The following is a 14,463-nucleotide window of genomic DNA, read 5'->3' on the forward strand; positions in this document are numbered from 1 at the left end:
GAATTCTGCTTACGGCACAACGGTCAATGTACCGGTACTGCTACCGGTTGCCCGCCACTGCGGAACGTACATTGATTCCACCTGCGGTACAGGCACGGAGTAGCTGCCCGGCGTGACCGCCCGGGCCAGGTAGATAAGGGTCGCATGCTGGCCTTCATTTAACGGCAACGCGGCCACAAAGCGATCGTCCCTGAACTCCATATGCTGGATATCCTGCTGCTGCATCTGGTTCAGCAAAGTCTGTACTTCACTCGCGCTGTCACCGAGGCTGGCGCTGCTGTTGGCCAGATTCTGGTTTTCCAGCTCCAGCCCGGCTGGCAGCAAATCGACAACCAGCGCATCCGGCACGTTCTTGTCTGCCCAAACATCCAGCCAGACCATGACCAGCTCGCCGCTTTTCAGTGAAGCAAGCGACCGGGTGTTGCCTTTCGCATCAAGGAAGTGACGTTCAATATGCAGCACGTTGCTGTAGGCAGCCGGTGCCTGCTGCGGATACCCCGCGCTGTCGAGGCGTAAATAGAGGCTGGCCATCCCGGTGTTGGTCACCTGCAGGCCAGAAAGCTGCTGCGCGGTCAGATTACGGGTTACCGCCTGGCTGGAAGCCAGCGGCTCCGCGCCCAACGAGGTCTGTGCCTGCCAGTCACCTTTCACATTTTGCAGGCCATGACCGGCAATGAACAGGGCGTTTGTTTCCTGCGTGGATAACCAGCGCTGGCTCCAGGCCATATCGGACAGCTCAAGCAGCAGTTGATTCTGGCTGTCCGGCAGCAGCTTGTTCTCTTCCAGCAGGCTCAGCATCATCGCTTTATCCCGCAGCTCGCTGCCGTAATCCGCCATCCAGATCTGTTTATCGCTGCGCTGAGTTTTCAGCCCCAAAGCAATCGCCTGCTGGCTGCGAGGCTCATCCCCCATGAGCTTCAGGGCAATTCCCAGCTGCACAAGCGGCAGTCCAGCCCGCGCCTGCTCGTGACGTTGCCAAAGCTCACGCAATGCTCCAAGGGGCGCTTTTTGCTGGCGAGCCAGTACCAACGCGGCATAGGCCTGTACCGCAAAGCGGCTGGCCGGAGCGTCGTCACTGTAGCGCAAGGCAATCAAACCCGGATCCTGAAGGTAGCGCAGCAGACGCTGATTGGCCTTGCCGAGCGCATCTCCATTTACGCTGTAACCCTGTTCACCGGCTCGCACCAAAAAGTCCGTGACATAGGCCGTCAGCCAGTACTCTTCCGGCCCTGATTTATCCCACAGCCCAAAACCGCCATTATCACTTTGCATTTCAAGCAGACGGGCAATCCCTACATCAATAGCGCCCCGACGCTGCTGGTCGGTAATACCCTTGATGCCTAACGCATTCAGTTCAGATTCGTTGGTGTAGAGAGACGGGAACAACCCGCTGGTAGTTTGCTCGAGGCAGCCATACGGATAAGCTTTTAGCTCACGAATGTAACGTGCCAGGTTCAGTGGCGGACGCCCACTCAGCAGCAGTTGACCTTCCAGGGTTGATTCCGCAATGCCGGACAGATGGGCTGGCGGAAGCGTCCATGTTTCACCCGGTTTGACCACGGCACCGCTGTTTACCGTCTGCGCAGGGAAGGCAGGACGCACACCAATCTTCCACTGTTTTACTGGGTCAGCCAGCGTTTCACCCGGCAATGCGAGCCCGTTGATCACGGCTTTTATTTCACCATCACCAAAGCCTGCTAGGGCACGGACGGGGATGAACAACGTACCGCGGGCACCGGGCGCCAGCTTCACATCCATCGTCGATGCCCCGTTTAACGCTAACAGCCCCTGAGCGCTGAGCGCCACGCTAAGCTGCTGAGGCCTGTCCGTCAGGTTAGTGAGATCCAGCGCCAGACGGCTGGTATCGCCACTGGCCATAAACCTTGGCGCGGCCAGTTCACTCACCAGCGGAGCAGCAACCGTGACTTTTTCTTCGCTATTACCAAAGCGATCGTCGGTCCAGGCCTGCGCCATGACCCGCAGCTCGCCGTTGAAATCACCAATCGGCAGCGTCACCGTCCCTTCGCCGTTTTCATCCAGCGCAACCGGCTGGGCCTGCTGAGCGATGATGGTCACATGGTTTACGGGCTTTTTACCGCCGCGGCTGAGTTCATCGCCTTCATCTCCGTCACCGCCGAAACGCAGCGCAGCCAGACGCCCTTCGCCTTCAATCACCTGGCCGTAAATGTCGTAGATGTCTGCGCCATAACGCTTGCGTCCAAAGAAGGCATCCCACGGATCCGGCGTTTTGTAATCAGTGATGCTCAGCACCCCGCTGTCCACAGCGGATAGCAGGACGTTGATTTGCTTCGGCACTTCGCCATTTTTCACGCTGGCCTTCACCTTAACCGTCAGGTTTTGGTTGGGGCGCATTTTGGCTGGATTTTGCAACGTAAGATCGAGGCGACGGCTCTCGTCCCCTAGCGGCAGGTGAAGGATCCCAACCGCGCGTTTAGGAGTAGCGGAACGCGCCTTGTCTCCGGGGCGAATAACCACGGTGCTCAAATAAAGATCGTGCCGCTGCCAGCTCTTATCCACTGGGATAGCGAGATCAATGCCGCCTGCCGGAACATCTATTTCTTTCCACCACAGCGGCCCATCGCTGGACTCCACCAGCGCGTAGCCTTTACCTGCAGCAGGCGCGGCAATATGCAGATTGATGGTATCGCCAGCTTTGTAAGACGGTTTATCTATTTTGAGCGTCACCCGATCGGGGCGAACTGCACCGGTGCCATCGCTATTATCCTGCCAGCTATACCCCGCCCAGAAGCGCAGGCTGCTGACCAGATTATTCTCCGGGTCGCGTACTTCCAGGCGGTAGGAGCCCCATTCCACCGGGAAGGCCACTTTGCCCGTTTCCCCGGCGGCGAGCGTCAGCTTCTGCTCGGCTTCCACCAGGTCTTTTTGATCATATTGAGACTGCCAGCCTTCACTTTCTTCCCAGCTCCAGTAGTAGTCCCGGCGCTCTCGAATCAGGCGCACATCCAGGTCGTTTACCGCCAGCTTTTCCCCCTGCGCGTCGGCATAAACAATGTCGAAACCTGCGCTGCTGTCTTCATCAACGATGGGCTGAGTGCGGGTGGTGTCGGTCCGGTAGTCATAGACCTCTTTGCTGGCAAATTGAGGGCGGATCCCGGGCATGGCCTGAGCAGGCCAAATAGCCTGCTCTACCCGGCGCGTCACCGGACGACCGCCGGACTCCAGCAGACTAGCCTGCAAAATAAGGCGCAGCGGAGAATGCACGTCCCCCCACTGGCTTTCCGCGCTGACGGTCGTATGCCCCTGCTCATCAAGCGTTAACTCAACGGCATCCAGACTGCGGGAAAGATTTTGCTCATTGATGTCACCGAACTGGAAGCCCGGAAGCTTTGCAACAGCCTCACGCATAGGTCGCAGGAAAAGCTGGCCCTGGAGGCTGTTACCGGCGGCTGGGGCACCATAAAGATAGCGCCCGGCGACGTCAAAATTGACGGTGTCTTCAGGGGCTATCGGCTGGCTCTGCGCCGTGAGATTTAGCGCCATACGCTCCGGCATGAAGTCTTCAACTTTAAAGATCCAGCTGCGGGGCTGGTTATCCCCGGTGTTAACCCGCACTTGCCAGTTACCGGTTGCCGCGCTTTCGCTCAGAGGCCAGGTAAATTGATAAAGCCCGTTTGCCGGCTGCCATACCTCGGTGCGGGCTACCTGTCCGTCCGGTTTAACGACCTCAAGCTTCACGGGCTGCGGCGGTAGCGGTTTACCATCGCCATCTCTGAGCAAGGCATTCACGATAACCGACTCCCCGGGGCGGTAAAGATCCCGTGGGCCAAACATGAAGAACTGTTTGCTGTAGCCTTGCTCACCGGCAATATCAAACTCCGCCAGATCCAGCGCCGGACGGCTGAGATCCAGCAGCGTGGTCTGCTCACCATTACGTGCCAGCAGCAACGTGCCTTTATTCAGCTTTTCAAGCGTCGCATGCCCGTCACCATCGCTTTTCGTTTGCCCTACCGTTTGGCCTTTTTCGTTCAGCAGCGCGATCTCTACCCCCGACTGCGCGGCACCGTTTTCCAGGCTTTGGGTAAAGACGTCGAGTCTGTCATGGTAGCGGTGTACCGAAACACCAACATCGCTCAGCGTGAACAGGGTTGCGGCGTTGCTGTAAGCGTAATGCCCGGCCTGGTTCATGATTGCGAGATAGACGCCAGGTTGCTGGAGAGGTTTGATATCCCCCAGCGGCAGCATTAGCTTCTCACGGGTATTTCGCGCAGGGTTGAGGTCAAAACGCCCCGTGTAAACCAGGTCGGCCAGCTTGAGCAGATTGTCGGACTCCCAGTTTGAAACCGAGTTACGGTATTGCCACTGGCTCACGAACCCACTCAGCGAGCTGTCCTTGATACGGTAAAAGTTGACGTCAACTTTATCGACGTTAAGCGCCATCACCGGCAAACCCGCAATCACTTTGGTCGGCAGCAAGGAGCCCCGGCTGGCAAAGCCAACGCTCGGCTGAATATCACGCGTGGCAATTTGCTTTTCAAAACTGTCGTCAAAAGTCGCTTTATTGAGCGCGAGCAGCCCGCTATCCACGGTCACAATCAGCGTGCGTTTGGGTTCCAGATGGCGCAGACGTAATTCTTTTAGATCGCTGGAAAGCTCCCAGGCCCCATCCACTTTGCCGCTGGTTTTATCCACCAGATGGGCAACTTTATTGAAGTCCTGATTGGGGTCGAGCGGAATGGAAAACGTCAGCACTAACGTACTGGCGCCGTCCAGCTGCACCTCGGAGGCATCAAGCAGCTTTAGTGGCTTCCCTGCAGACTGCTGCGCCAGTTTCTCCAGCTGGGCGGCATCCGGCTTAGTTTCAGCCTTACCGTTTTGTTCCGCCGCTGCAGAGGCGGTGGGCTGACCGGTCTGTTGATTGTTTTTATCGTCACAGCCGGAAAGCGCCAGCAGGCCGCAAACCAGCGCGGCGAGGCTCGTCAAACGTAGTGCATTCATTCTTTCATCCCTGGCCAATAAGGGCCGCTAAACATTACGTAGAGCAAGTATTATGCGGATTAGCCAGAAAAGCGAAAGTCAGAATCCTCTGCCTTGCGCGATGCCTCGCAGACAACGGTAAATTAGCGGCTGCATTCAATAAGTTTTACGAAGTATCTCGCGATGTCAGGCAAGGCTGCTTGCCGGGTTATGGAAAAACACCGACAATCCATTTTTCATTGATGAACCGGAGGCTCACTATGTCCACCTCTTTTTTCGTCGCGGGTGACTGGCTCGCAGAACACATTAACGATGACGATATCCAGATTTTAGATGCCCGTATGGCACCGGCAGGCCAGGAATCGCTTCGCGATATGCCTGCGGAGTACCGTACCGGGCACCTGCCAGGTGCGGTCTATTTTGACATCGAAGCGCTCTCCGATCACACCAGTCCCCTTCCCCACATGATGCCGCGTGCAGAAGCCTTTGCCGTTGCTATGCGCGAGCTTGGCGTCAGCAGCGACAAGCACCTGGTGGTCTACGACGAAGGTAATCTGTTTTCCGCGCCCCGGGCATGGTGGATGCTGCGCACCTTCGGCGTCGAAAGAGTGTCGATTCTGGCCGGTGGGCTGGCGGAGTGGCAACGTGAAGCGTTACCGCTGGAACAAGGGGACGTGGACCTACCGGAAGGTGAGTTCGAGGTTAACTTCGACCCGCTGGTGATCAAGCGCCTGACGGATGTGCTGCTGGTCAGCCACGAAGGCACTGCACAAATTGTGGATGCCCGCCCTGCTTCACGCTTCAACGCCCTGGCCGACGAACCCCGCCCGGGCCTGAAACGAGGCCATATTCCAGGGGCGCTTAACGTGCCGTGGGTGGATCTGGTGGAAAACGGCCAACTGAAGACCACGGACAAGCTGAGCGAGATCTTCGCACGCCAGGGCGTGAGCTTCGAACGGCCAATTATTGCCAGCTGTGGCTCCGGTGTCACCGCTGCGGTTGTAGTTCTGGCGCTGACCACGCTGGGCGTGAACGGCGTGTCGCTTTACGATGGTTCGTGGAGTGAATGGGGTGCTCGCCCTGACCTGCCCATTGAACCTGCGCAATAAAAACAAAAAGGGAGGCACAGCGCCTCCCTTAGAATAGGTGACAAATAGCCGCTAAATAATGCGGTTTTGCTTGAAGTCACGCAGGAAGCTGCCCCAGCGGCGTTCGTAGAACGGCGTGATGTGGGCAATCATGAAGTGGCTGATGCCCTTCTCGCCCTCAACAACCTGGCAGATATCAACCGGCTCATCGCCGGGTAACGTATCGGTGGCCACGCTCCCGGCCTGGCGAATAATCGCCTCGATATCGCCGTCGGCCTCAATGCCGATCAGCAGATTTGGCTCTTCATCTGCCTGCTCTTTGATAGAGCAGATGAACGCCCGCTTGACCGTTTTCAGGTTTTTAAACAGCGTGGTCAACGAGTCGACCATTTGCGCCGGCGGTTCCGCAACTTCGGAAAGCAGCAGCGAAGTTCCCCCCTCCAGCACCTCCTGCTGGCTCAGCGGATCGCTTTCCGCACTGACCAGATGGCTGATTTCGTTTGGCGTAAATTCTTTGCCGGTCGGCAGCTTGGCGTTGAGGAACAGAGACTCACCCAGCGTCATTTCAAACAAGGTGCGCACGGGCATCACGACGAATGCCTGCTCGTGGCTAACGGCTTCCTGCAGGGCTTCCAGGGAGGTGAAGAAAGGGATAACCGAGGTGCCGTCTTCTTTTTCCCAGTGCTGTAGTTCAACCGCGCTATCGGCGTCAATCGCTTCACCTTCAGCCGCATTGCCCGGTACCCAAACGGTGGATTCCAGCAGGGTACGGAAAAACGCCGGGCGGTGCGCCGGCTCGGTTGCCGCCTGTTCAAGCAGGGTTTCTAGTTCGTTTTTTGTTTCTGACATTGTGATTCCGGGATAAAGCTTAAGAGGTTTTACCCTCACCCTAACCCTCTCCCTGGCAGGGAGAGGGGACAGTTCAGCGTGCCTCTCCCTGGCAGGGAGAAGGTAACAGTTCTGAGTATCTCTTCCTGGAAGGGAGAGGAGAACCGTTCGATGTCTCTCTCCTGGCAGGAAGAGGAGAACCGTTCGATGTCTCTTTCCTGGAAGGAAGAGGAGAACCGTTCGATGTCTCTCTCCTGGAAGGAAGAGGAGAACCGTTCGATGTCTCTCTCCTGGAAGGGAGAGAGGCTGTCCGGGGTTAACTTTCCCCGAACTTTTTTCTCCCTCTCCCCTGTGGGGAGAGGGCCGGGGTGAGGGGCGCTATTACTTCGCTAACAGCAGATTGGCAATCGCACGCACGCCGAGACCTGTCGCACCGGCAGACCACTGCTCAACGGCACCTTTACGGTAAGTCGCAGAGCAGTCAACGTGCAGCCAGCCTTCGTGGTAATTTTCCACAAAGTGAGACAGGAAACCTGCCGCAGTGCTTGCGCCAGCCGGGTAAGAGGCGTTCGCGGTATTGTTCAGCTCTGCGAAGTTAGACGGCAGTTGGCTGCGGTGGAATTCAGCCAGCGGCAGGCGCCAGAACGGCTCGTTTTCTTCAGCCGCGCTTGCCAGCAGGCGGGCAGCCAGTTTGTCATCAAAGCTGAACAGCGCATGATAGTCGTTACCCAGGGCCGTTTTCGCAGCCCCGGTCAGGGTCGCGCAGTCGATGATCAGTTCTGGTTTTTGGGCTGCGGCATCAATCAGGCCATCGGCCAGCACCAGGCGGCCTTCGGCATCGGTGTTCATCACTTCAACGGTTTTGCCGTTGCGGTAGGTGATGATGTCGCCAAGCTTCATGGCGTTGCCGCTGATCATGTTATCCGCACAGCACAGGAACAGCTTCACGCGCTTGTTCAGGCCACGGGTGATGGCCAGCGCCAGTGCGCCGGTGATAGTCGCGGCTCCGCCCATGTCAGATTTCATGGAATCCATAAACGCGGTCTGCTTGATGCTGTAGCCGCCGGAGTCAAAGGTAATACCTTTCCCGACCAGGCTTGCATAAACCGGTGCATCCGGGTTGCCGGTTGGGTTGTAGTCCAGCGCCAGCAGCACAGGCGCACGGTCCGAGCCACGGCCAACGGTGTGGATACCGGCATAGTTCTGCTCACGCAGGTCTTCACCCTTGGTGATACGGTAAGAAACGTGGTCACAGGCGACATCGCACAGCAGATCTACCGCGCGGGAAGCCAGCTGTTCCGGGCCCAGCTCTTCCGCCGGGGTGTTGATGGTATGGCGAACCCAGTCGATAACTTTCAGGCGGTTATCCAGCTCTTTCTGCTCGGTTTCGCTCAGCACGGCCCAGTCAATTTTACGGGTGCCTTTTGGCGCGCGATAGCCCTGCCAGAAAGCCCAGCTTTTCTCAATGTCCCAGCCTTCACCGGCCAGTTGGACGTGCTTCAGCCCCTGGCCGTCAATTTTGCGCGCCGCGCGCTGGATCAGACCGAGATCGTCTTTGCCGGTCAGGTGTAGGGTAATGCCGTCATTGTTAATGCTATACGTCGCCTTCTCGCCCCAGCGTGCGTCCGCTGGCTGCGTGGAAAGGGTGATTTTCATGGCTTCAGTCATTTTCCAATCCTTCATTGTTCAGCACAGGCAAAATGCAAAAACGGGCCGCCCAAGGCAGCCCGTGTATCATTCAGCTTCATCTAACCAGACAAGCAAAATCGCTTCCAGTACTTTCTCGTTAGAAGCGTTCGGATCGTCATCAAACTCTTCCAGCTCGCAGATCCACTGGTGCATATCGGTGAAACGCACCGTCTTAGGATCGAGATCCGGACGGCTGTCGTACAGCGCCTCGCCGATTTCGCGGCTGTCGGTCCACTTCAGTCCCATGGCGGCTCCCGTTAGTGTTCGCGTGCGTGGTTAATGGTGTAACGCGGCATCTCAACCACCAGGTCTTCATCGCTGACGCGAGCCTGGCAGCTCAGGCGGCTTTCCGGCTCCAGACCCCATGCTTTATCCAGCATGTCGTCTTCGTCTTCGGTGCTTTCCGCGAGGGAATCAAAACCTTCACGCACCACGCAGTGGCAGGTGGTGCAGGCGCAGGACTTCTCACAGGCGTGTTCAATCTCAATGCCGTTGCGCAGCGCAACGTCGAGAATGGTTTCACCTTGCTTCGCTTCCAGAACTGCGCCATCCGGACACAGGTCCTGATGAGGCAGAAAAACAATCTTTGGCATATTAAACCTCGTCCACGGAATGGCCGGTCAGCGCTTTACGGATCGACTGATCCATACGACGCGCGGCAAATTCCTGGGTTTGCTTGTCTACGTTTTTGATTTCATTTTGAATAGCGTCGGCATCTTCACCTGCGGCGGCAGCGCTTAACGCGGCCATCGCGGCATCAATGTCGGCACGCTCTGCGGCGCTTAGCAGCGCGGCATCCGCCGTCAACGCGCTGGTCAAACTTTCCAGCACGCGGGCAGCTTCGACTTTTTGCTCGGCCAGCATGCGTGCTTGCACGTCATGCTCGGCGTAACTCATGGAGTCCTGAATCATGCTGGCAATTTCGCCATCGCTCAGGCCATAAGAAGGTTTCACCTGGATTGAGGATTCAACGCCGGTGGATTTTTCCATCGCCGTCACGCTCAGCAGGCCATCGGCATCCACCTGGAAGGTGACGCGAATATGGGCTCCACCCGCGGACATTGCCGGAATGCCGCGCAGCGTAAAGCGCGCCAGAGAACGGCAGTCCTGAACCAGTTCTCGCTCACCCTGCAGAACGTGGATAGCCATCGCTGTCTGGCCGTCTTTGAAAGTGGTGAATTCCTGCGCGCGCGCCACCGGGATGGTGGTGTTACGCGGGATAACTTTCTCAACCAGTCCACCCATCGTTTCCAGACCAAGGGACAGCGGGATGACGTCCAGCAGCAGCATTTCGCTGTCCGGCTTATTGCCCACCAGAATGTCGGCCTGAATGGCCGCCCCGATGGCAACAACTTTATCCGGGTCGATAGACGTTAACGGCGTACGGCCAAAGAACTCGCCTACGCGCTCACGCACCAACGGTACGCGGGTTGAGCCTCCGACCATCACCACTTCCAGCACTTCTTCTGCTTCCACGCCTGCGTCTTTTAACGCGCGACGGCACGACAGCAGCGTCCGTTTAACCAGGGAAGAGATGAGCTCGTTGAACTGTTCGCGGGTGACTTCGCCCTGCCAGCCGGCCACTTCTACGCTGGCGGTGGCAGCCTCGCTGAGGGCGATTTTAGCGGCAATGGCTGCGTCCAGAAGCTGACGCTGTACGCGGTCGTCGCTGCGGTCGGCAATACCGGCCTGCTCGCGCAGCCAGTCGGCCAGCAGATGGTCGAAATCATCTCCCCCGAGCGCGGAATCACCGCCGGTGGCCAGCACTTCAAACACCCCCCGGCTCAGGCGCAGGATGGAGATATCAAAAGTCCCGCCGCCCAGATCGTAAACGGCAATCACGCCCTCTTTACCGGAATCCAGACCATAGGCAATAGCCGCGGCGGTGGGTTCGTTCAGCAAACGGAGAACGTGCAGCCCGGCAAGACGCGCGGCGTCTTTGGTGCCCTGACGTTGCGCGTCGTCAAAATATGCAGGAACCGTGATTACCACGCCATCCAGTTCCCCTTCCAGGGTTTCGCTGGCTCGCGCAGAGAGAGATTTCAGGATATCGGCAGAGATGCGTACCGGGTTAAGCAGGCCGGCAGGCGTTTCGATCATCGGCAGGCCGTTTTCACTGGCCTGCAGGCGATACGGAAGATGAGGATAACGCGTCTGGATGTCCGCCAGAGAGCGGCCCATCATGCGCTTTACCGAACTGATAGTATTAGCAGGATCCTGAGCGGCAAGCGTGCGCGCCTCGAAGCCCACCAGATGCCCCTGTGCCTGGTAATGCACTACGGAAGGCAGCAGGTGACGGCCTTCGTGGTCGGCAAGGGTTTCCGCCTGGCCGCTGCGAACGGTGGCCACCAGCGAGTTGGTGGTGCCAAGGTCGATGCCCGCGGCCAGCCTGCGCTGGTGCGGCGCAGCCATCATGCCAGGCTCACTAATTTGTAATAAGGCCATGTATCGCTTCCAAAAATCGGGCCTGAGTTCAGGCGTTAAAAGTCGAGCAGCTTTTCTTCTAGTTGTTCAATTTGGCTCTGTAATTTGTCGAGGAAACGCAGCTTGCGAACGGTATCCGCCGCCTGTTCCCACTGCTGGTCATCCAGCTGCTGAACCATCTGCGCGCTGCGGTTTTTCACCATGGTTTTTACGCGCGAGGCAAAGCTTTCAAGCTTGTCACTGTCTTTAGCCTGTTCGATATCGTCCAGCTCTTCGCGTAGCTCCAGCTGTTCCATCAGGAACGCGGTGTCGCGCACGGTATGCTGTTCATTCGCCAGGTCGAAACCGTTCAGGGACAGGATGTATTCGGCGCGGGCAAGCGGGTGACGCAGCGTCTGCCATGCCTGGTTGATGGTGGCGGATTGGCTAACGGCCAGTAGCTGTTCCGCCTGAGGGCGGCTGGCGTATTTGTCCGGGTGGAACTGGCGCTGCAGCTCCTGGTAACGGCTGGCCAGTTGCTCGGTGTTCAGGGTATATCCTGGCGTCAGCCCAAACAGGGTAAAATAATCCATAACAGACTCGGGTTCATGTCAGGTAAGTGCTGTGTGGTAAAGCAAAATCCCCACGGACCAGGGCCAGTGGGGAGATGCGCGGGATCAGACGTGGAAGCTTTCGCCGCAGCCACACTCGTCCTTCACGTTCGGGTTCGTAAACTTAAACCCTTCGTTAAGGCCTTCTTTGACGAAGTCGAGCTCGGTCCCGTTTAAGAATTGCAGGCTTTTACCATCGACAACCACCTTCACGCCTTTGTCTTCGAACACGGTGTCATCCGCCATCGGTTCATCAACAAATTCGAGAACATAAGCCATCCCAGAGCAGCCTGAAGTGCGCACGCCCAGACGCAGACCAAACCCTTTACCGCGGTTGGTCAGAAAGGCGCTTACACGGGCAGCGGCGCTGTCGCTAAGGGTAATCGACATACAACAACCTCAATAAAAATTTTAACTCGTCATACTTCAAGTTGCAGGGGTGTTAGCTGCACTCATTCCCCCAGTCACTTACTTAAGTAAGCTCCAGGGGAACTCCTGAGCTTGCCGCCTACCTGCAAACTCGAATTACTTAGAGTTGTTTTGTTTCACGTTTGCTTTTGTAATCCGCGATAGCCGCTTTGATAGCGTCTTCAGCCAGGATTGAGCAGTGAATCTTCACCGGCGGCAGTTCGAGTTCGTCTGCGATGTCGGTATTTTTAATCGCCTGCGCTTCGTCCAGAGATTTCCCCTTCACCCACTCGGTCACCAGCGAGCTGGAAGCAATCGCCGAACCGCACCCGTAGGTTTTGAAACGCGCGTCTTCAATAATACCGTCATTGTTGACTTTAATCTGCAACTTCATCACGTCGCCACAGGCCGGTGCACCCACCATGCCTGAACCTACGCTGTCGTCGCTGTTGTCGAAAGAGCCAACGTTGCGTGGGTTTTCGTAGTGATCAATTACTTTTTCGCTGTAAGCCATTTTTACTTCTCCAGAATCTGAAATCGACGTCCTGACGAACGATCAGTGATGAGCCCATTCGATGGAATTAAGATCCACGCCCTGTTTGAACATTTCCCACAGCGGAGAAAGGTCACGCAGACGGCCAATGGATTTACGTACCAGCTCGATGGTGTAATCGATCTCTTCTTCAGTGGTAAAACGACCCAGAGAGAAACGGATAGAGCTGTGTGCCAGTTCATCGCTCATCCCCAGCGCGCGCAGCACGTAGGATGGCTCGAGGCTAGCGGAAGTACAGGCTGAGCCTGAAGAGACCGCGAGGTCTTTCAGCGCCATGATCAGCGACTCGCCTTCAACGTAGTTAAAGCTGACGTTGAGAATGTTTGGCGCGCCGTGTTCCAGGTCACCGTTCAGATAAACTTCTTCCATATCTTTCACGCCGTTCCACAGACGGTTACGCAGCGTGCGCAGACGGGCCATTTCGGTCTCCATCTCTTCTTTTGCGATACGGTAAGCTTCGCCCATGCCGACGATCTGGTGTACGGGCAGCGTACCGGAACGCATGCCGCGCTCGTGACCACCGCCGTGAACCTGAGCTTCGATACGGATACGTGGTTTACGACGCACGTACAGCGCACCGATACCTTTCGGCCCGTAAATTTTGTGGCCAGAGAAGGACATCAGGTCAACTTTCAGCTGGCTCAGATCGATAGGCAGTTTGCCCACGCTCTGGGTCGCATCAACGTGGAAAATAATGCCACGGGAGCGGCACATTTCGCCGATGGCCGCAATATCCTGCACCACGCCGATTTCGTTGTTTACATGCATGATGGACACCAGAATCGTGTCTTCACGCATTGCGGCTTCCAGCTGCTTCAGGTCAACAATACCGTTGCTCTGCGGCGCCAGGTAAGTCACTTCAAACCCTTCACGCTCAAGCTGGCGACAGGTGTCCAGCACGGCTTTGTGTTCGGTTTTTGCGGTGATGATGTGCTTGCCTTTCTTCTGATAGAAGTTAGCCGCACCTTTGATTGCCAGGTTGTCTGACTCGGTCGCGCCGGAGGTGAAGACGATTTCACGCGGGTCAGCGCCAACAAGTTCAGCGATTTGGTTACGGGCAATATCAACGGCTTCTTCAGCCTGCCAGCCAAAACGGTGGGAACGGGAGGCCGGGTTACCAAAGGTGCCGTCCATCGTTAAAAACTGCATCATCTTCTCAGCAACACGCGGGTCTACCGGCGTAGTTGCGGAGTAGTCGAGGTAAATCGGTAATTTCATTGCTCTTAAGCTCCGTACATCACTTCAATGCGAAGAATCAGGCTTAAAATATGCTGCCGTTATAGACAGGGAGCACCGCTCCCCCAACCTGATTCTAAAATTCTTGTTCTTCTGCTTATGCGCGCAGTTTGACGTCAATAGCGTCCTGAGAACGGGTACTGCGATGGTTTTCGTTGTGCTGGCGGTCGGCAACATCCAGAACTTCCTGGTTATTCACCAGCTCACCAAGGGTGATGTTGTTCAGGAAGCCGGTCAGGCGATCGCTCAGATCGCGCCACAGCGCATGGGTCAGGCACTTATCGCCGCCCTGGCAGCCGCCTTTACCCTGGCAACGGGTGGCGTCTACGGACTCATCAACGGCGCTGATCACTTCGCCAACGGCAATGCTGCCTGCATCTTTACCTAACAGATAACCACCGCCAGGACCGCGTACGCTGGCCACCAGGCCATTTTTACGCAGGCGGGAGAACAGCTGCTCCAGGTAGGAGAGTGAAATACCCTGACGTTCAGAAATATCAGCCAACGGAACCGGGCCCGATTCAGAGTTCAGCGCAACGTCAAGCATCGCGGTTACGGCATAGCGCCCTTTTGATGTCAGTCTCATGTCTTACTTAACCTCAAATAGCCCCTCGACCCGGGGGTTTTTAAAAGTGTGATTGTCACATAGCAGGACGCAAGTCTGACATTCCTGAGTAAAATGGTCAACTAT

General features: G+C 56.7%; 13 protein-coding genes. 2 read left to right on the plus strand and 11 right to left on the minus strand.

Going from position 1 to position 14,463, the window contains the following annotated elements; all coding sequences use genetic code 11:
- Positions 1-9 precede the first annotated feature (9 nt).
- The gene (locus VW41_17150; GenBank protein AJZ90633.1) at positions 10-4,977 is read right to left on the minus strand and encodes a hypothetical protein; all 4,968 of its coding nucleotides are present in this window, start codon (positions 4,975-4,977) and stop codon (positions 10-12) included.
- 239 nt (positions 4,978-5,216) lie between these two features.
- Between VW41_17150 and sseA the strand changes: the two genes are divergently transcribed.
- Positions 5,217-6,065, plus strand: coding sequence for a 3-mercaptopyruvate sulfurtransferase (gene sseA, locus VW41_17155; protein ID AJZ90634.1), 849 nt, complete (start codon positions 5,217-5,219; stop codon positions 6,063-6,065).
- 51 nt (positions 6,066-6,116) lie between these two features.
- Here sseA and VW41_17160 read toward each other — a convergent pair whose 3' ends face one another.
- Positions 6,117-6,893 (minus strand): enhanced serine sensitivity protein SseB, encoded by a 777-nt coding sequence (locus VW41_17160; GenBank protein ID AJZ90635.1) that lies wholly within the window; start codon positions 6,891-6,893, stop codon positions 6,117-6,119.
- Positions 6,894-7,043: 150 nt separating this feature from the next.
- On the opposite strand from VW41_17160, the gene VW41_17165 reads away from it, so the two are divergent.
- The gene (locus VW41_17165; protein AJZ90636.1) at positions 7,044-7,244 is read left to right on the plus strand and encodes a hypothetical protein; all 201 of its coding nucleotides are present in this window, start codon (positions 7,044-7,046) and stop codon (positions 7,242-7,244) included.
- A 9-nt stretch (positions 7,245-7,253) separates the two neighbouring features.
- On the opposite strand, the gene VW41_17170 is transcribed toward VW41_17165, so the two are convergent.
- From VW41_17170 to VW41_17210, 9 genes are all read right to left on the minus strand, one after another.
- A complete protein-coding gene (locus tag VW41_17170; protein ID AJZ90637.1) occupies positions 7,254-8,540 on the minus strand; it encodes an aminopeptidase B in 1,287 nt (428 codons plus the stop codon).
- Positions 8,541-8,606: 66 nt separating this feature from the next.
- Entirely contained in the window at positions 8,607-8,807 is a 201-nt protein-coding gene (locus VW41_17175; protein ID AJZ90638.1) for a hypothetical protein, read from the minus strand.
- Between the two features lie 11 nt (positions 8,808-8,818).
- Positions 8,819-9,154, minus strand: a complete 336-nt coding sequence (locus tag VW41_17180) for a 2Fe-2S ferredoxin (GenBank protein AJZ90639.1) — start codon at positions 9,152-9,154, stop codon at positions 8,819-8,821.
- Between the two features lies 1 nt (position 9,155).
- A complete protein-coding gene (gene hscA, locus VW41_17185) occupies positions 9,156-11,006 on the minus strand; it encodes a chaperone protein HscA (protein AJZ90640.1) in 1,851 nt (616 codons plus the stop codon).
- A 35-nt stretch (positions 11,007-11,041) separates the two neighbouring features.
- Positions 11,042-11,557, minus strand: a complete 516-nt coding sequence (gene hscB, locus VW41_17190) for a co-chaperone HscB (GenBank protein AJZ90641.1) — start codon at positions 11,555-11,557, stop codon at positions 11,042-11,044.
- An 84-nt stretch (positions 11,558-11,641) separates the two neighbouring features.
- A complete protein-coding gene (gene iscA / locus VW41_17195; protein ID AJZ90642.1) occupies positions 11,642-11,965 on the minus strand; it encodes an iron-sulfur cluster assembly protein in 324 nt (107 codons plus the stop codon).
- Between the two features lie 139 nt (positions 11,966-12,104).
- Positions 12,105-12,497, minus strand: coding sequence for a scaffolding protein (locus tag VW41_17200; GenBank protein AJZ90643.1), 393 nt, complete (start codon positions 12,495-12,497; stop codon positions 12,105-12,107).
- A gap of 42 nt (positions 12,498-12,539) precedes the next feature.
- Positions 12,540-13,754, minus strand: coding sequence for a cysteine desulfurase (locus VW41_17205; protein ID AJZ90644.1), 1,215 nt, complete (start codon positions 13,752-13,754; stop codon positions 12,540-12,542).
- A 115-nt stretch (positions 13,755-13,869) separates the two neighbouring features.
- Entirely contained in the window at positions 13,870-14,358 is a 489-nt protein-coding gene (locus VW41_17210) for a transcriptional regulator (GenBank protein AJZ90645.1), read from the minus strand.
- Positions 14,359-14,463: the final 105 nt, after the last annotated feature.

The sequence above is a fragment of the Klebsiella michiganensis genome (genome assembly GCA_000963575.1).
Classification (GTDB): Bacteria; Pseudomonadota; Gammaproteobacteria; order Enterobacterales; family Enterobacteriaceae; genus Cedecea; species Cedecea michiganensis_A.

Bases quoted from the DNA above. Each gene is read 5' to 3' on its own strand.
- VW41_17150 (AJZ90633.1), bottom strand. From the start codon at position 4,977: ATGAATGCACTACGTTTGACGAGCCTCGCCGCGCTGGTTTGCGGCCTG.
- sseA (AJZ90634.1), top strand. From the start codon at position 5,217: ATGTCCACCTCTTTTTTCGTCGCGGGTGACTGGCTCGCAGAACACATT.
- VW41_17160 (AJZ90635.1), bottom strand. From the start codon at position 6,893: ATGTCAGAAACAAAAAACGAACTAGAAACCCTGCTTGAACAGGCGGCA.
- VW41_17165 (AJZ90636.1), top strand. From the start codon at position 7,044: ATGTCTCTCTCCTGGCAGGAAGAGGAGAACCGTTCGATGTCTCTTTCC.
- VW41_17170 (AJZ90637.1), bottom strand. From the start codon at position 8,540: ATGACTGAAGCCATGAAAATCACCCTTTCCACGCAGCCAGCGGACGCA.
- VW41_17175 (AJZ90638.1), bottom strand. From the start codon at position 8,807: ATGGGACTGAAGTGGACCGACAGCCGCGAAATCGGCGAGGCGCTGTAC.
- VW41_17180 (AJZ90639.1), bottom strand. From the start codon at position 9,154: ATGCCAAAGATTGTTTTTCTGCCTCATCAGGACCTGTGTCCGGATGGC.
- hscA (AJZ90640.1), bottom strand. From the start codon at position 11,006: ATGGCCTTATTACAAATTAGTGAGCCTGGCATGATGGCTGCGCCGCAC.
- hscB (AJZ90641.1), bottom strand. From the start codon at position 11,557: ATGGATTATTTTACCCTGTTTGGGCTGACGCCAGGATATACCCTGAAC.
- iscA (AJZ90642.1), bottom strand. From the start codon at position 11,965: ATGTCGATTACCCTTAGCGACAGCGCCGCTGCCCGTGTAAGCGCCTTT.
- VW41_17200 (AJZ90643.1), bottom strand. From the start codon at position 12,497: ATGGCTTACAGCGAAAAAGTAATTGATCACTACGAAAACCCACGCAAC.
- VW41_17205 (AJZ90644.1), bottom strand. From the start codon at position 13,754: ATGAAATTACCGATTTACCTCGACTACTCCGCAACTACGCCGGTAGAC.
- VW41_17210 (AJZ90645.1), bottom strand. From the start codon at position 14,358: ATGAGACTGACATCAAAAGGGCGCTATGCCGTAACCGCGATGCTTGAC.